Annotated in this window: 10 protein-coding genes; 2 read left to right on the top strand and 8 right to left on the bottom strand. The window is 64.5% G+C overall.

The window, feature by feature from the left end; genetic code table 11:
* The first annotated feature begins 23 nt into the window (after positions 1–23).
* Positions 24–3923 carry a hypothetical protein gene (locus tag KLP40_RS00360; RefSeq protein ID WP_215591480.1) on the top strand — a complete coding sequence of 1300 codons (3900 nt, stop codon included), beginning with the start codon at positions 24–26 and terminating at the stop codon, positions 3921–3923.
* Positions 3924–4047: 124 nt separating this feature from the next.
* On the opposite strand, the gene KLP40_RS00355 is transcribed toward KLP40_RS00360, so the two are convergent.
* From KLP40_RS00355 to KLP40_RS00325, 7 genes are all read right to left on the bottom strand, one after another.
* Positions 4048–6141: a beta-N-acetylhexosaminidase gene (locus KLP40_RS00355; protein ID WP_215591479.1), complete on the bottom strand. Its 2094-nt coding sequence runs from the start codon at positions 6139–6141 to the stop codon at positions 4048–4050.
* Between the two features lie 287 nt (positions 6142–6428).
* Positions 6429–7781, bottom strand: a complete 1353-nt coding sequence (locus tag KLP40_RS00350) for a DUF58 domain-containing protein (RefSeq protein WP_215591478.1) — start codon at positions 7779–7781, stop codon at positions 6429–6431.
* Positions 7782–7978: 197 nt separating this feature from the next.
* Complete coding sequence (locus KLP40_RS00345) at positions 7979–8872, bottom strand: AAA family ATPase (RefSeq protein WP_317196733.1); 894 nt, start codon at positions 8870–8872, stop codon at positions 7979–7981.
* A gap of 311 nt (positions 8873–9183) precedes the next feature.
* Positions 9184–10503, bottom strand: a complete 1320-nt coding sequence (locus KLP40_RS00340; protein WP_215591477.1) for a DUF4350 domain-containing protein — start codon at positions 10501–10503, stop codon at positions 9184–9186.
* 155 nt (positions 10504–10658) lie between these two features.
* Positions 10659–11492, bottom strand: coding sequence for a DUF4129 domain-containing protein (locus tag KLP40_RS00335; RefSeq protein ID WP_215591475.1), 834 nt, complete (start codon positions 11490–11492; stop codon positions 10659–10661).
* A 41-nt stretch (positions 11493–11533) separates the two neighbouring features.
* Complete coding sequence (locus KLP40_RS00330; protein ID WP_215591474.1) at positions 11534–12553, bottom strand: hypothetical protein; 1020 nt, start codon at positions 12551–12553, stop codon at positions 11534–11536.
* A 152-nt stretch (positions 12554–12705) separates the two neighbouring features.
* A complete protein-coding gene (locus tag KLP40_RS00325) occupies positions 12706–13656 on the bottom strand; it encodes a stage II sporulation protein M (RefSeq protein ID WP_215591473.1) in 951 nt (316 codons plus the stop codon).
* 117 nt (positions 13657–13773) lie between these two features.
* Between KLP40_RS00325 and KLP40_RS00320 the strand changes: the two genes are divergently transcribed.
* A complete protein-coding gene (locus KLP40_RS00320) occupies positions 13774–14508 on the top strand; it encodes an RDD family protein (protein ID WP_215591472.1) in 735 nt (244 codons plus the stop codon).
* A gap of 184 nt (positions 14509–14692) precedes the next feature.
* Here the strand turns inward: KLP40_RS00320 and KLP40_RS00315 are convergent, their stop codons facing one another.
* The gene (locus KLP40_RS00315; RefSeq protein ID WP_215591471.1) at positions 14693–16687 is read right to left on the bottom strand and encodes a DUF4394 domain-containing protein; all 1995 of its coding nucleotides are present in this window, start codon (positions 16685–16687) and stop codon (positions 14693–14695) included.
* Positions 16688–16816: the final 129 nt, after the last annotated feature.

The raw sequence follows: 16816 nt of genomic DNA, 5'->3' as shown, positions 1-16816 counted from the left end.
CGTGAGCAACTGCTTCAGAATGAATGGTTTTTAATCCTTCACTTTTACTTTTTAAGTTCTTCCTCCCGCGCCTGAAGTGGGTGCTGGCGTTGCTGCTGCTGCTGAGCGCGCCCGCGGCCCGGGCCCAGCAGCGCCCCGAAGCCCCGCCCAGCACCCGCCGCTGCGCCTGGGTGCGCCTCACGCCGGGTCGGGATACTACCTTGTTTGTGTTGCGCGATACGCTGACCATCGTGCCGGCCTCCGTGAGCGTGGAGGGGCGCTCGGTGAGCTACAACGCGGCCTCCGACCAGTACCGCTTCGTGCGGCTTAGCTCGCGCTTCCCCAGCCCGGAGCCCGGCCGGCCCGACATTGTGCTGGCCGGCGGGCCCGATTCGGTGCTGGTGTGCTACCGGGTGCTGCCCCTGCAACTCTCGGCGGCCCGCTACCTGCGGCCCCGCACCCTCATGGACAGCCTCCGGTTTATGCAGCGGCCCTCGTTCGGGGAAAACGATTTTGCGGTGAAGGAGCAGATTCTGAGCACCCCGGGCATCAACAAAACCGGGAATCTGTCGCGGGGGGTGTCGTTTGGCAACGCCCAGAACGTGTTCGTGAACTCTTCGCTCAACCTCCAGCTCGAAGGCCAGCTCACCGACCAGATCAACCTGACGGCCGCCATTTCTGACCAGAACGTGCCCTTCCAGCCCGAGGGCAACACCCAGCAGCTCCAGGAATTCGACCGGATTTACATCACCCTCACCCACCCGCGCTGGAGCCTGACGGCCGGCGACGTGGTGCTGCGCAACAAGCCCGATTATTTCCTGCGCTTCTACAAAAACATCCAGGGCGGGGCGGCCGAGGTGAATTTCGGGCAGCTCCCGACGGGCGGCTTCGGGGGCGGCGTGGGCATGGGCGTGAGCAACCAGCAGCTGTTTCAGTACCCCAACGCGGCGGGCAGCAGCGCCGGTACGTTCGTGACCACCCCGCCCACCGTGGCCCCGGCCGCCGGCTCGGGCCAGCAGCAACCCGGCGCCGCTACCACCGATGCCTACGGCCCCACGGGCGGCGCAGCGCCCACGCCCAACGGCACGGGCCCCAACAACGTGCGCCAGACGGTAACCACCCGCACCGAAAACCGCGGGCCGCGCCGGGCCCTGCTCTCCACGAAGGCGGGGGAGGCGTTTGCCACTACGTCGGTGGCGGCGGGCGGGGCCAAAGGTAAGTTCGCCAGCATCGACATTGCCCCGCTCGAAAACGTGCAGGGGCCCTACCGCCTGCGCGGGCCCAACGGGGAGCAGTTCATCATTGTGCTGGCCAACTCCGAGCGGGTGTACCTGGACGGGCGGCTGCTGGTACGGGGCTTCGATGCCGACTACATTATTGACTACAACCAGGCCGAGCTCACGTTTTCGCCCCGCCACCTCATCACCCGCAACACCCGCATCAAGGTCGATTACGAGTACTCCGACTTCAACTACGCCCGCTCCCTGCTCCAGGCCAGCCATTACCAGCAGCTGGGCCGCCTGCAGGTGCACGCCAACTTCTACCGCGAAGCCGACAACCCCGACAACTCGCCCAACCTCACCCTGAGCGAGGGCCAGAAGGAGCTGCTGCGCCGCAGCGGCAACGTGAGTCGGGTAACGGCCCCCGGCGATACGCTGGTCAGCTACGACCGCCAACAGATTCAGTACCGCCGCGAAATTCAGACCGACCCCGCCACCCAGCAGTCGGTGAACGTGTTCGTGTACCCGCCCCTGGATACGCTGGCCCTGGTCTACAACGTGCAGTTTACCAACCTGGGGGCGGGGCAGGGCAGCTACAACCTGAGCACGGCCGATGCGGCGGCCAACGGCCGGGTGTACACCTTCGTGGGGCAGAACCGGGGCAGCTACGAGCCGGTGCGGGTGCTGCCCACGCCCCTGCAGAAACAGCTTATCACGCTGGGCACCAGCTACGCCCTCGATTCGACGGCCACCGTGTTCGTGGACCTGGCCTCCTCGGAGCTGGATCTGAACCGGTTCTCGCCCGAAAAAGCCCAGGGCCAGGCCATGCGGGTGGGCTATCTGGTCCAGGACCGCCCCCTGAACCTGCGCGCCCTGGCGGGCTACAAGTTGCGCAGCTCCCTCGATTACGAGTACACCAGCCGCCGCTTCGCGCCCATCGACCGGTACCGGGACATTGAGTTCGACCGCAACTGGAGCGTGGACAACACGCTCATCACCAACAACCAGCGGCCCCGGGAGGAGAACATTCTGAACGCCTCGGTGGGGTTGGTGAAGGACGCCGACAACGCCGTGGGCTACCGCCTGAGCCGGCGCTACCGGGCCGGGGAGGTGAGCGGCCTCCAGCACTGGGTGGATGCGGCCCGGCAGGTGGGCCGGGTGCAGCTGCGCGGCAACCTGTTCCTGCTCAACTCCACGGCCGGCCGGCGCGAGTCGCGGTGGGCGCGGGGCGAGGCCACGGCCCGCTACGTGGGCGGGGCCGTGGTGCCGGGCTACGCCTACCGCTTCGACAAAAACCGGGTGGCTCGTCCAGCCGGCGACTCCCTGACCTCGGCCAACTACTACGACGAGCACGCCCTGTTCGTGCAGAGCCGCGACACGGCCCGCATCCGCTACCGCCTCGATTACAGCTTCCGCCGCGACCAGTCGCCCAACCAGGAGCAGACGGCCCTGCGCGGGCAGGGCCGGGCCCAGACCTGGCAGGGTACCTTCAACTCCCGTCTGAGCGCCACTCAGGACCTGGCCGTGCTGGCCACCTACCGCGACCTGCTCACCCGCGACACCACCGGCCAGACCATGCCCGGCGGCGCGGCCGGCATGGTGCGGGAGCGCACCGTGCTGGGCAAGCTCGACTGGAACGCCAGCTTCCTGCAGAACGTGGTGCGCTCGGAGCTGACCTACGCCGTGGGCACGGGCCGGGAGCTGCGCCGCGACTTCGCCTACCTGGCCGTGCCCAATGGCCAGGGTACCCACTTCTGGAACGATCTGGACGGCAACGGCCGCCAGGAGAAGAACGAGTTTTTCGAGGCCCAGACCCCCGACGCCCAGTTCCGCACCCACATCAAGGTGTTTCTGCCCACCGACGACTACCTGCCCGCCTTCACCAACCGCTTCAGCTACCGGCTCACGCTCACGGCCCCGCGGGCGTGGCGCGAGGCCACCGGCTGGCGGGAGCTGGCCAGCCGCTTCTCCACCCTCACCACCGTCACGCTGGACCGCAAGAGCACCGAAAACACTCTCAACGCCCGCCTCAACCCCTTCGCCTTCCAGACCGAGGACGCGCTGCTGCTGAGCCTGAATAAGCTGCTGCGCAACACGCTCTATTTCAACCGCTCGAACCCCATTTTCGGCTCCGAATTCACGGTGCAGCAAACCCAGCAGAAGGTGCTCCTGACCCAGGGCTTCGACACCCGCAACCTGGCCAGCCAGAGCCTGCTGCTGCGCCGAACCCTGGCCCAGTCGTTTACGGGCCGCCTCACCGGCACCCGCAGCATCCGCGAAAATCAGTCGGATTACCTGGAAACCCGCAACTTCCGGGTCGAGCAGTACGAGGCGGCGCCCGAAATCAGCTACCAGCCTTCCCAGGTGTGGCGCTTCACGGCCACCTACCTCTACACCACCAAGCGCAACACGGCCGGCCCCAACGAGGACACCCGCGGCACCTTCAACGACCTGGGCTTGGAAACCCGCATCAGCCAGGTGGGCAAGCGCACGGTTTCGGCCACGGCCCGCTTCGTGCAGGTGGGCTTCGCAGGCGACCCGGCCAGCCTCGTGGGCCTGGAAATCCTGAATGCCCTGCGCCCCGGCCGCAACTACACCTGGAACCTGAACCTGGAGCAGCGCCTGAGCAACGGCCTCAACATCACCCTCGCTTACGACGGCCGCAAGCCCCAAAGTCTGAACGCCATCCACACCGGCCGCATGCAGGTGGCGGTGTTGTTTTAGGGATGCTAAAGCCTACTATCCGGAGCAGCGCGCAGGACTTGGCAAGAAGCTAATATCATTGATTAGCCTCTTGCCAAGTCCTGCACACGGCTCAGGATGACAGGCGTTTGAGTTTCACCTCAACCTACTTCGCCTCCACCAGCCGCCGCAGGTGCGGCAGCACAGCCAGCTCCGTCTGGCCGGCGGGCTGGTTCAGGGTGTCGAGCTGCCGGAGGGCGGCGGCGCGCCAGGCGGCCGAGGGCGTCTGGCCTTTTTCCAGCTGGGCGAGGCGCTCCAGGCCCAGGGCGGCGGCCGTGCTCAGTGCCGCCGAGAGCGGGGCGTACTCGGTGAGGGTGGGGGAGGCGGCCAGCAGCGGCACCAGCTGGGAGTTGTTGGCCTGCCAGCGCTGAAGCTGCTGACGCAGGGTACCCAGCAGCATGCGGGCCGCGGGCGTGGCGGGCAATCCGGTGCCGGCGGCGGTGTGGAAGTTAAGCAGCGTATCCACTTGGCAGCCGAACTCCCGGGCCACGTCCGATTCGGCGGGGGCGGCGTCCACGAGGCGGTTGAGGGGCGTGCTGGGCACGTAGGTGAAGCCCTGGAAGTGGCGCTTATACTCCTTCACGGGCTCCAGCACCCGGGCCAGGGTGCGCAGCGGGCCCACGTCGGCGGTGGGGCCGGCCAGCTGCCGCAGCAGCTGCTCGGGGGCGCGGCAGTGTTGCAGCCCCAGCCCCTCCAGCTGCCCCGAAACGGCTCCGAGGCGGCGGTACATGTCCGGTACGTTGGTCACCTCCCGGGCCGACCAGAGCCGCTCGGCCACGGCGGCGGCCCGGGGCCAGATGCGCGAATCGACCACCACGCTGTCGGCAAACTCGCTCCACATGGTGGCCTCGCCGCCCAGAATCAGGCGTTGCTGGGCCGGGGTGAGCGGGTTGTTGGCGGGCAGCGGGTCGGTGGCGTAATGGCTGGCGGCGCTCTGGTTGAGGTCGAGGTAGTAGCCATGGGAGAGGATGGCACGGTTGCCGGCCTGGGCCGCATCGTAGAGGCCCTTGCGTCCCCGCCAGCTCTGAATCACGGCATCCTGGGGCAGGCCGGGGCCCAGGATTTCGTCCCAGCCCACCATCTGCTTGCCGTATTTCGTGACCATGGCCAGCACCCGGCGGTTGAAGTAGGTTTGCAGCGCGTGCTTGTCGAGGGTCTTGCCATCCGACTTCAGCATGCCGTTGGCCTTGGCAAACGCCATAATGCGCGGATTGCCCCGCCACTGCCGCCCGTCGTTTTCGTCGCCCCCGATGTGGAAGTACGGGTCGGGAAACAAGCGGGTCATCTCCCCGAACAGCGTATCGAGCAGGGCGTAGGTGGATTCCTTGGTGGGGTCGAGGGCCACGTTGGCGGTGCGCCAGCTCTGGTAGACTGCGTAGGCCGTGTCGCCGGAGGCCAGCTGGGGATAGGCGGCCTGCCAGGCAATGGTGTGGCCGGGCACGTCGAACTCCGGCACCACCCGAATGCCCCGGGCGGCGGCGTAGCGCAGCACCTCGCGCACCTGGGCCTGGGTGTAGTACTGCCCGCTCACCTCGTGCAGGCGGGGCAGGGTGCGGCTTTCCACCCGAAACCCCTGGTCGTCGGCCAGGTGCCAGTGCAGCACGTTGAGCTTCACGGCGGCCATGCCATCGAGGTTGCGCTTGATGACGGCCACGGGCATGAAGTGCCGGGCCGCATCCATGAGCAGCCCCCGCCACGCAAAGCGCGGCTGGTCCTGAATGTCCACTTCGGGTAGAAATTGTGCTTCAAGACCGTTTTTCTTCGTGGGTAACTGGTTGGCAAGCAACTGTCGGAGCGTGGCCACGCCTCGCAGGGCTCCCAGGCTGGTAGGCGCATCAATCGTCACGCCCATAGGGGTCACGCGCAGGCTGTATTTCTCCTCGTCGAAAGCGGCCGGATTACCAGCCTTGCCGAACCGAATCGTTAAGTCGGCTGGGCCCTCCGTTACGAAACGGGTAACTACCGGGTGGCTGCCGGGTGCATATAAGCGGCTGAAAAGCAGTGCCTGCACTGTGCTGACTACCGCCGAATCGGAACGTTCTAGCCGGACGCTGAATGTTCGTTTAATAAGGTATTTTCCCGCCCCCCACCGCACCGAGGTGGGCACTGGCAGCAGATTCCGGGTATCCGTCGGAGGTGCCGGCTGGGCGAAAACCGGGTAATTCAGCAGCAAGGCAAACAGCAGCAGGAACGGACGCATAGGCAACTTCAACGCAGCAGGGTGAAGCCGCGAAGGTAGCAAGGGTCGGGCCAGGGTTCAGTTGTCGGTTGTTAGTTGTTAGTTGTTAGTTGTCAGTTGCCAGAGAAACAGAACTGTCATCCTGAGCATTCCGCGCATCAAGCGGCGACGAAGGATCTTGTCACGTCGGCACGAATCGTTAGTACGGTCGGTTCAACGTGATAAGATCCTTCGTCGCCGCTTGATGCGCGGAATGCTCAGGATGACGGTTCTTTTTCCCTGACAACCAACAACTGACAACTGGCAACTCAAATCAGTCCCCGGGCCTTGAACTCCAGGTATTTGTTGATGGTGTTGACCGTCAGGTTCTGGGGGGCGGTGAGCAGGGCGTGGATGCCGTAGCGGCTCAGTTCGCGCACAATCTGACGCTTTTCTTGGGCGAATTTCTCGGCGACGGTTTGGTTGTACACGTCCTGGGCGGTGGCGGCGGGGGGCTGCAGGTAGGCGTCGAGCTCCGTGTTTTCGAAGAATACCACCAGCAGCAGGTGGTCCTTGGCGAGGCGGCGCAGGTAGGGCAGCTGGCGCTGCATGCCGTAGAGCGTCTCGAAGTTGGTGAACAGAATCAGGAGGCTGCGCTGCCGGATCTGGTGGCGTACCGTGACGTAGAGCCGCTCGTAATCAGTTTCCAGGTACTTGGTTTTCTGCCGGTAGAGCACCTCCAGCAGCTTGCGCAACTGGCCGCTGCGCCGGTCGGCGGGCACGAGGGTGCCGGGCTGGTGCGAAAACGTGAGCAGACCGGCCTTGTCGTGCTTGAGCAGGGCAATGTTGCTGACGACCAGCGTGGCGTTGATGGCGTAATCGAGCAGGCTCAGGCCCTCGAACGGCATGCGCATCACCCGGCCCTTATCAATGAGGCAGTACACCTGCTGGGCGCGCTCGTCTTGGTAGTGGTTGACCACCAGCGCATCGGCCGCTTCGGGGGTGGTGGCACGGCGGGCAGTGGCGGCCCAGTTGATGCGGCGCGGGTCGTCGCCGGGCACGTAGGGCCGGATTTGCTCGAACTCCATGCTCTGGCCCACCCGCCGGATGCGCTTGATGCCCACCTCCGTGAGGCGGTTGCTGATGGCCAGCAACTCGTACTGGCGCATCTGCAAAAAGGACGGGTACACCGGCACCACGCGGTTTTCATCGAACCGGAACCGCCGCCGCACCAAACCCAGGGGCGAGGCCGCGTACACGTTCAGGGCCCCGAACTCGTACTCGCCCCGCCGCGTGGGCCGCAGCTGGTACTGAATTACGCGGGTTTCGCCGGGGGGCACCAGGGCCCGGAACAGCACGTCGCGGCGCTGAAATTGGTGGGGCACCTCGTCGATGGTTTCCGTGCGCACCGGGAAGCGGAAGTGATTTTCCAGGTAAATGGCCACCTCGTTTTCGGAGCCGTTGGCCAGCTTATCGCCCAGCACTCGTCGCCCGAATACGCCGCCGCCGGTGGCGTAGAGCAACCCCGCATCCAGGGCCGTGAGCAGCCCCAGCAGTCCCAGCCCCAGTTGCAGAGGCACTAGCCAGCCCGGTAGAAAAAACGCCACCACCAGCCCGGTAATGAGCAGGACCATAGCTAAGAAAAAGCGTCGGGTCAGAAAGAAGCTGCGCAAAATGGCCATGATTAGAAACTAGAGCTAGAAGCTAGTTCCCTTCCTTGGAAAGGAGGGGCTAGGGGTGGTTGATGACGGCCGGACGATACAACATAGACCGTTCCGCCAAACAATATCAGCAACGAGTCAACCACCCCAGCCGCCGCGAAGCGGCGACGTCCCCTCCTCAGCTGAGGAGAGGAGTAACAGTCTTTGCCATTTTACGCCTAACGGGGAACTTCAATCTGCTGCAGAATCTGCTTCACCACGTCATCCGGGGTGTTGCCTTCCATTTCGTGCTCCGGGGTGAGCTGGATGCGGTGGCGGAGCACCACGGGAGCCAGGTATTGAATGTCTTCGGGCGTCACGAAGTCGCGGCCGCGGAGGGCGGCCAGGGCTTTGGCGCCGTTGAGCAGGGCCAGCGAGGCCCGGGGCGAAGCACCCAGATAAAGGCCCTTGTGGGCGCGGGTCTGGCCCACGAGGCGGGCAATGTACTCGAGCAGCTTGGGCTCCACATGCTGGCACCGCACCTGTTCCCGCAGCTGCCGCAAATCCTCGGCCGATACCACGGCCTGCACCGCCTCCAGGGGCGCGCCGCCGAAGCCGGTGTGGTGGCCCCGCAGAATGGCTACTTCTTCCTCCACGGTGGGGTATCCCACGCTGAGCTTGAACAGAAACCGGTCGAGCTGGGCTTCGGGCAGGCGGTAGGTGCCTTCCTGCTCGATGGGGTTCTGGGTGGCCAGCACCACGAAGGGCGCGGGCACCGGGTAGCGGGTGCCGTCCTGGGTCACCTGCCGTTCCTCCATCACTTCAAACAGCGCCGACTGCGTTTTGGCCGGGGCCCGGTTGATTTCATCAATCAGCACCACGCTGGCGAAAATGGGGCCGGGCCGGAACTCAAACTCGCCCTTCTGGGGCCGGAACACGGAGGTGCCCAGCACGTCGGAGGGCATCAGGTCGGGGGTGAACTGGAGGCGGCTGAAGGGTACGCTCAGGGTGCGGGCCAGCAGTTTAGCGGTAAGCGTTTTGGCCACGCCCGGCACACCTTCCAGCAGCACGTGGCCGTCGGCGAACAGGGCCGTGAGCAGCAGCTCGGCCAGGTCGTGCTGGCCTACAATCACCTTGCCCAGCTCGCCCCGGATGGCCTCGGCGTAGCGGCGGAGGTGGCTCAGGTCGGTGCGCGGGGCGAAGGGGGAAGCGGCAGCTTCCGGCGGCGCGACGGAGTTGGAAGCAGTCGGTACAGAGCTGGTATTTTCCGGGAGCATGTCAGCAGTATTTTCCATCTTGAGTTCGAGTTGTAAAAGTGGTGTGGTCAGAATAGTTACATCTGGTAATTAAAATGTTTGCTGAATATTGTTTTCTACTAGCTTTATTGATGTTTGTTGGAATAGTTATAAAGAAGAAAAAGTCAATTTGGGCAGATAGTGCAATTTTAACCAGCCGTCTGCCGGAACTGATTAATGGCTTGGTTCAGCGCCACTAAATCGGCGTCCGAAACCTGGGATGCGGTGAGGGTGCGGTTGATGCGTCGCACCAACTCATCCACTGCCGGCCGGGCCACGCCCGACTTCTGGGCCAGCCGTTCCCGGGTAGCGACATCGGTCAGGTCGAGGCCGGGCTCCTGGTAGCGGGTGCGCAGGAATTCCTGGAACAGCCCGATTTTCTTTTCCGCAATGAGCGCGTGGTTGCTGCCCTGGCGGTAGAGGCCGGCCACGGTGCGCGTGAACAGCAGGGTGGTATTGGGCAAAGGCTTGATGATGGGAATGATGCGCTGCCGCCGCCGGGCCTCAAATAGCACGAACAGCACCATGCCCACCAGGGACGCCGCCAGCGCCCAGCACAGGGCCACGTGCTGCTCCAGCACCCGCAGCAACGACTGCTCGCCCAGCGGCCCCTGCTTCTGGTACTCGTCCCAGAACACCGGCCGGTCTGCGGGCAGCCCTGATAGCGCCGCGAAGGCGAAACCAGCCGTGGCGGGCCGCAGCAGCAGCAGGTTGCTGAACGCGGCCGGCGTGGTACACAGCAGCAGGCTGCCCCGGCCCACCGGTACCCGCACCAGCACGGCACGGCGGCGGGCATCCCGGGCCAGCACCGTGGCCCGGCTACCCCGGCGGGCCACGAAATACGCCGGCACCTCGGTGGCCGGCAAACGGTAAGTCCGCGGCGCCCCCACCGGCGGGTTCACCAGCGTTACCCGGGTGGTCCGGCGGCTGACGGGGCCGCGCCAGGCCCGGCGCAGGGTCAGGAGGCTGTCGAGTTCCAGGGCCGGGCGCACATCCAGATGCAGAGAATCCAGCAGGACATCGGTGATGTGCTCGGCGGCTACGCAGGCCGCGTTGCCTTGGCTCAGGTAGCGTAGCAGGGCGTCGCGGTCGAGGCGGGAGCAGTTGAAATAGTCGTTGATGAACAGGTAGGTGCCCGCATCGGGGCGCAGGGCGGGCAGGCGCAACGGTTGGGCGGTACTGTCAGGTGTCAGCTCGGCGGCGGAAAACTCCTCAGCCGCATCCAGGGTGGCATCCACGCTCAGGCCGGGCAGCAGCTGGCTGGCAATGGGCAGGCGTACGGTGCGGATGGGCTGGCCGGGAAACAGGGCTGGCAGCTGGTCGAAAAGCACGTAGGTGCCGTAGGGTATTTTGTCGCGGTTGATGAAGGTGGGCTGCCAGTTGGTGGGCTGGGGCCGGAAATACTCCACCGCCACAAAAGCCCCGAACAGGACCACCAGAGCCAGCAGAAAAGCACGAAAACGCGTCATGGAATTTAGGCTGTTCGCTGACAGCTGGTAGCCGTTAGCTTTTGTCGGGGTTGAATACGGGGCATTTTGGCGGCGCGGCGGCTACCGTTGGTGGCCTGAAAGCGGAAGTAACTTAGCAGCGTTAAAAACAGCAGCAAAACGAAAACCGACCGCCATCAGCTCACCGCGGACAGCCTACCCGAAAGATGGCGGATAAACTCCTGGCGGGCTTCGCGCAGGGCCGGGTACTGAGTGGCCGAAAGGGGCCGTTCCCCGTACCAGACGTACTCAAACTGGCGCGTCAGCTCCTGGAAGCCGGGGGCCCAGGGCGAGCCGGCCAGCTCGCGCAGGTAGTCGTGGTTGGTTTTATCGGGCTGCCAGCGGATGAGGTGGCGCTCGGTGAGGTGGCGTAGCGTGAGCAGGTAGCCCAGGCGCACGGCTAGGCGGTAGTTGCCGGCCTGCTCGGCCCGGGCCAGCTCCTCCGTAAAATCGATGCGGTGAATATCTTCGCTCAGGGTTTCGTAGGGGAGGGGCACCGCCCGGTTGCGCCGCCCGAACAGGCCCGTGACATCAAGGCGGAGCAGGCGCAGCACCACGTACCCGAAGGCGGCGGCAAACAGTGCGTACACCACGTAGCGGCCCTTGCGCTCGTAGGTCGGCCCCGAAAAAAGCTCCATCACCCAGCGTAGCAGCTCCCGCCAGAACCGCGTCCAGGCGCTGTCGGAGCTGGATCTGATTTCGGGCTCCACATACCGGAACTCGGGCCGGCGGGCCAGGGCGGCGAGGCGGCCGGCGGCCGGCCGCCGCAGCCGGACCGGCGCGGCCGTATCGGCGGGCAGGGGCACGAAGCGGGCAGCGGAACGGGCAACGGTGGTGTCGGCGGGGGGCAGCAGGGGCGGCCGGGGTAGCTGCGGCCCCGGCGCGGCCCCGGCCGGCGCCGCCAGCAGCAGCCCGATAACGGCTGCAACCGAAGCCGGCACGAAGGTGGAAAGCAGGCGGGAGCGGGTCAAAACGGGGGAGTTGTCAGGTCGGAAAGCACGCACGGGGTCGGTTAGTACTCGCCTTCGTCGTCGGGGCGCAGGCCCTGGGGTGCGGCCGCTACCACGGGCGCCCCGATGGAATCCACCAGCAGGCGGGTGCCCTCCCCGTCGCGCCGCTCCACCAGATTGAAGTACTGGAAGCTGAGGGCAATCATAATGAACGGGTAAAAGGCCAGCATGATGAGCGTCTGCAGGCCCGTGTATACGATGAGCAGCACCCTGGCCAGCGGCCCCATTTCCAGCGTTTCGCCCTTCATCAGACTCGCAAACGGCAGCCCTACGACCGAAAGGCCCGCAATGGCCAGCAGCATGATCACGTACATGATGAGCGTGATAATGACCAGCAGCCCGAAAGTAGACCACCACTTGCCCTTGATCAGCTGGAAGCAGCGCCCGATGCTGCCGAAGAAGCCGCGCCGCTCCCGCAGCCACACGATGAAGTACAGGCTCAGGGTCACCGTCACGTAAAACATGAACACGTACAGGAGCAGAATGAGCGGGAAAATAATCCAGGGCGACTTTAATATTGCTCCCGCCATGACCAATACGCCGCCAACGGCGGCCGTGGCCAGGATGATCAGTAGGCCTAGCCCGATAAAGGAGCCCACCATACCCAGAAACCGGGCTTTCACCACCTCCCACACCTGGCCGGGCGTTACCGGATCATCGGTGGTACGGTCGGCCTGTAGCACCACGTAGCCATACATTACCAGGTGCAGCACGGCAAAGAGCAGCAGGCCCGAGAGCATCGTAATCCAGAGGCCGGCGGAGGTGAACACTTCGGGCAGCACGCCGGCGGGCATGCCGGCGCGCGCCTGCCGGGCCATGGTTCCGAAGGAGGCGAACAGCTGGCTTTGCATCAGGCCGCTGCCGATACCGGTGAGCAGGGCCAGCGGGAGCACCAGCACCACCATCACCCGCAGCAGGGGCGTGGCGTGGGCCCGGATAAAATCAAAGGTCGCCTCCATCTTCTGGCTGAAATCCCGGCGGCGCAGGAAATCGGTGGGGCGGTTAAAAGCAAGGTGACGCATGTGGTTATGTTGGCTGTTAACAGTTAGCTGATGGCTGTTCGCTGTTGACTGTTGGCCGTCAGAATTTTTTGTTCGGTAGGAGGTGCGGAGATGGAATGGTCGGCTTTTTTTGATTTGATAGGTATGACAGTCAACGATTTTCGTTCCTTCAGCTAACAGCTAACAGCTTTTCTAGAAAGCCACCAGGGGTAGGCTACAAAGTAGCCCAGAATAAAAGCGGCCGACAGACCGATGATGCTCAGGCTGGCCGCCGGGGGCATTTCGGTGTGGCGGGTCACGAAGCCCTCCAGGAAGCCCGCTACCACGAACACCGGCACCAGCCCCAACACCAGCTTCATCCCGGCCCGGGCGCCGTGGCGCAGGGAGTCGCGGCGGGAGTAGGTGCCGGGAAAGAGCAGGCTCCGGGCCATCACCCAGCCGGCCCCGCCAGCCAGCACAATGGCCGAAATTTCGAGGGTGCCGTGAATCCAGATGGTGAGCACGGAGGGCAGCAGCACGCCTTTCTGGTAGAAAAACCACTGAAAAGCGCCCAGCATCACGCCGTTGCGAAACAGCATGAACAGCGTAACCAGCCCGCCCGTGATGCCGCCGGCAAAGGCATAGAGCGACACTTTCACGTTGTTGAACGTGATGCGCAGAAACATCTCGCTCTCCTCCTTCCCCTTATACACGGCCATCGGGTCGCCCTTCTGGATGTTGGCCAGGGTCTGGTTCACGTACTCGTCGCCCATTACCACGCGCACAAAGGCGTCGTCGTAGGCGGCCGAGAGGGCCCCGATGCCCACGCACACCAGGAAAAACACCAGCGAAGCCAGCAGCGGGCGGTGGTGCCGGGCTACCAGCAGGGGCAACTCGCGCAGCCAGAAGTCCAGGAAGCGGCCGGGGGGCTGGGTTTTGTTTTTGTAGAGGGCCTGGTGTAGCTTGCCCGTCAGGCCGTTCAAATAAGCCGTGGTGGCCGAGTCCGGGTAGAAGGTCCGGGCGTAGGATAAGTCATCGGTCAGCTCCACGTAGCGCCGGGCCAGCTCCTCGGGGCCCGCGGCGGGCTGCTGCTCGTAGTGCTGCCACCGGGCTTCGTTGAGGCGTAAAAATACTGTTTCGCGCATAGCTGACACTGCCTATCCTATCGTTCGGCCGGATAATATAGGACGAATAATCCGGCTCGCCGGGCTAAATATACAGGTTTCCCGTGGGCCGCACCCGGCCCTTTTTTCAGGTTCTTTATGAGTACGATTCGCGTGCAGACCACCCAGAACGTGGTGCTGGAATACGAGGCCGCCAGCGTGGGCGACCGGGTGCTGGCCCAGCTGCTCGATTTGCTGGTCATGGCGCTCTGGGCCATCGGAATAACCTTTGTTATTGAAAAAGCCAGCGGCCTTGTCAGCCAGAGCGTGCTTCAGTACCTGCTGGTAACCGGGCCGCTGCTGGTTTACCATCCCGTGTGCGAAATCTTCTTTAATGGCCAGAGCCTGGGCAAGCAGGTGCGCAAAATCAAAGTCACCCGCCTCGACGGCACCCGGCCCGGCCCCGGCGACTACCTGCTGCGCTGGCTGATCGGGCTCCTCGAAATCGGGCTTACGCTGGGCTCGGTGGCGCTGGTGGCCACGCTCTTCAACGGCCGGGGCCAGCGCCTCGGCGATTTGGCCGCCGGTACTGCCGTGGTGAGCCTGCAACCCCGCGGCCCCGGCGTGCAGGCACTCACGGCCAACGTGCAGGTGCCGGCCGGCTACCAGCCGGTTTTTCCGCAGGCCCGCCACCTCTCCGACCACGACGCGGCCCTGATCCGCCGCCTCTTCCAGCAGGCCGCCAAACAGGACGATTACCTGTTGCTCAACGAGCTGGCCATGAAAGTGAAAGCCGTCACCGACATCCGCACCGACCTGCGCGACGAGCCCTTCATCCGCACCATCCTGCGCGACCACGCCTACTTCGCCGCCCAGGAAAGCCCCCACGGCTAGCCACGGTAAATGAGTGAATCGGTAAATGAGTGAATGAGTGAAGTGGTGAATGAGGGAGCCGTGCTTACGGTGCGGCCCGGTTAGCATCCACGAAAAAGCCCCTGAAATCCGAATGGACTTCAGGGGCTTTGCTGTAAAGGTGCCCCAGCTTGACTCGCCGGGCCACTCATTCACTCATTCACCACTATTGCACCAGTACGCGCTGCACACCGGCCGACTGGCCATCGACCAGCAGGCGCAGGAAGTACACGCCGGCCCGGTGGCTGGCGGCGCTCCAGGGCAGGGTGTGGGGACCAGCCGGGAGCGAGCCAGCGGATACCTGCTCCACGGTCCGGCCCAGGGCGTCGGTCAGAATCAGCTGAGCGGCACCGGCCCGGGGCAGGCGGAAGCTCACCTGGGCGCTGCTGGTAACGGGGTTGGGGAACAGTGCGAAGCCCGTGGCCACGGTCTGGTTGCGGGTGCCGGTGGTTACGCCGGCGGCCCCGGCAATGGCCAGGTCGCGCACCGCAATGCCGTTGCCGATGAGCACGGGGGCCGTGGCCGCGCCGGTAGTCAGGTTCAGGGCGTAGAGGCTGGAGCTGGTCGAGGAGCCGGTGGCCGCTACCAGGTAGGCCGTGTTCACGCCCTCGCCGGTGCTGTAAATGTCCATGTCCACGTTGGGGCCGGCCGTTACCGTGATGCCCGAAGCACCGATGGTCCTGAGCGTGCCGTCGTTGGCGGGCACCTGGTTGGCCAGAATGTTCAGCGCCTCATCGTAGGCAAACAGGGCCGTGGTGCGGGTCGTGCCAGCCGGGCCGGGGTAGCTGTTGGTATAGGCCACCGAGCCAATGGCCGGTGTAGCGGCGGCATTTACGTCGCCGGCCAGGTAGGTGAGCGTGCCATCCACGGTGGGGGCGGCGGTGCCGTCGTTAGGGTTGAGGCGGAAGTTGGCGCGGTTCACGCCCTCTACCCGGATACGGTCTACGGTGGGGTTGAAATCGAAGGCCACGCTGCCCGTGCCCAGGGGCAAATCCAGGCTGTTGCTGATGCTGGTGGCCGCGCCGGTGACGGCGTTGAGGGTGTACACCTGCCCGGTCTGGGTAGTCGCGTTATACCCCAGGGCGTAGAGGGCATTGTTGAGCGGACGCACATCCATACCCACCAGCGTCTGGCCGGCCGTGACGCCCGTAACACCTACCGAGGTGCGGATGGCGCCGGGAGAGTCCGTGTCGAAGGTAAGCAGGTTGCCTCCGGCCAGGGCATACGCCAGATTGCCGGTAATGGCGGGCAAGGTGGCCGGCCGCATAATCTGCACGGCAATATCCGTGACGGCTACAATAGGACCGGTGCCCACGCCACCCACGGCCGTGGCGGTGCCAGTAGACAGATCCAGCGTGTAGAAAGTGGTGGTAGCGCCCGTCAGGCCCGTTACGGTAGCCACCGACATATAGGCCGTTTGACCGTTAGTAGCCGGATCGGTGTAAATATCCAGATCGGAGAGTTGCCCGGCGCCATTCACGGCCACGCCCAGCGGGCCTACCGTGTTCAGGATGCCGTCGTTGGGCGGGTTCTGAGTTACGAGGCGGCTGTTGGCCTCATCCAGGTTGTAGAGCGTGGTGCCGGTAGTGCCAATGTAGCTGTTGGTGTAGGCCGAGGAGCCAACGCCGGGCGTGGCGGCGGCATTGGCGTCGCCGGAAGCATAGGTCAGCGTGCCGTCGGTGAAGGCCAACGCGCCATTGTTCGGGTTCAGGCGGAAATTGGCACGGTTGCCGGCCGTCACCCGAATCCGGTCCACGGTGGGGTTGAAATCGAACCCGATACGGTTCAGGTCGGAACCCAGATCGAGGGTAAGGGCCGTGCCAATGGGCGCCGCCAGGCCGGTCGTACGGTTGATGGTGTAGAGTTGCGCCTGGGTGCCAGTGGTGGCGTAACCCAGCCCGAACAGCTCCCCGGTATTCGGCCGGAAGTCAATGCCAACGATGGTCTGGCCTGCCGCAACGCCCGTAATGGGCACATTCAGGGTGAATGTACCCGGCGTGGCCGCCTCGAACGATACGAGGTTGGTGGAAAGGGTGGTAGTGATGGACAGGCCGTAAACTGTTTGGGCCGAAGCCGCGATGGGAGTTGCCAGCAGGGCCAGAGCGCCGAGCAGAAGGCCACCGCGCCGGGATGTCATCCGACGAGTATTAGATGTTTGCATGAGCGGGTAAAGGTTGGTGAATGGAATGATGGATAAAATGATGAAATGAGTGGGAACTTTTTCACGTACGCACAAACCAAGGCTGGTGGGTTCAGCAAACGGATTAATTAATTCCATTTTAATCCAGAA

Source organism: Hymenobacter piscis, from assembly GCF_018760735.1.
Classification (GTDB): Bacteria; Bacteroidota; Bacteroidia; order Cytophagales; family Hymenobacteraceae; genus Hymenobacter; species Hymenobacter piscis.
The sequence above is the reverse complement of the archived record's forward strand: the minus strand, read 5'-3'. Positions and strand labels throughout refer to the sequence as shown.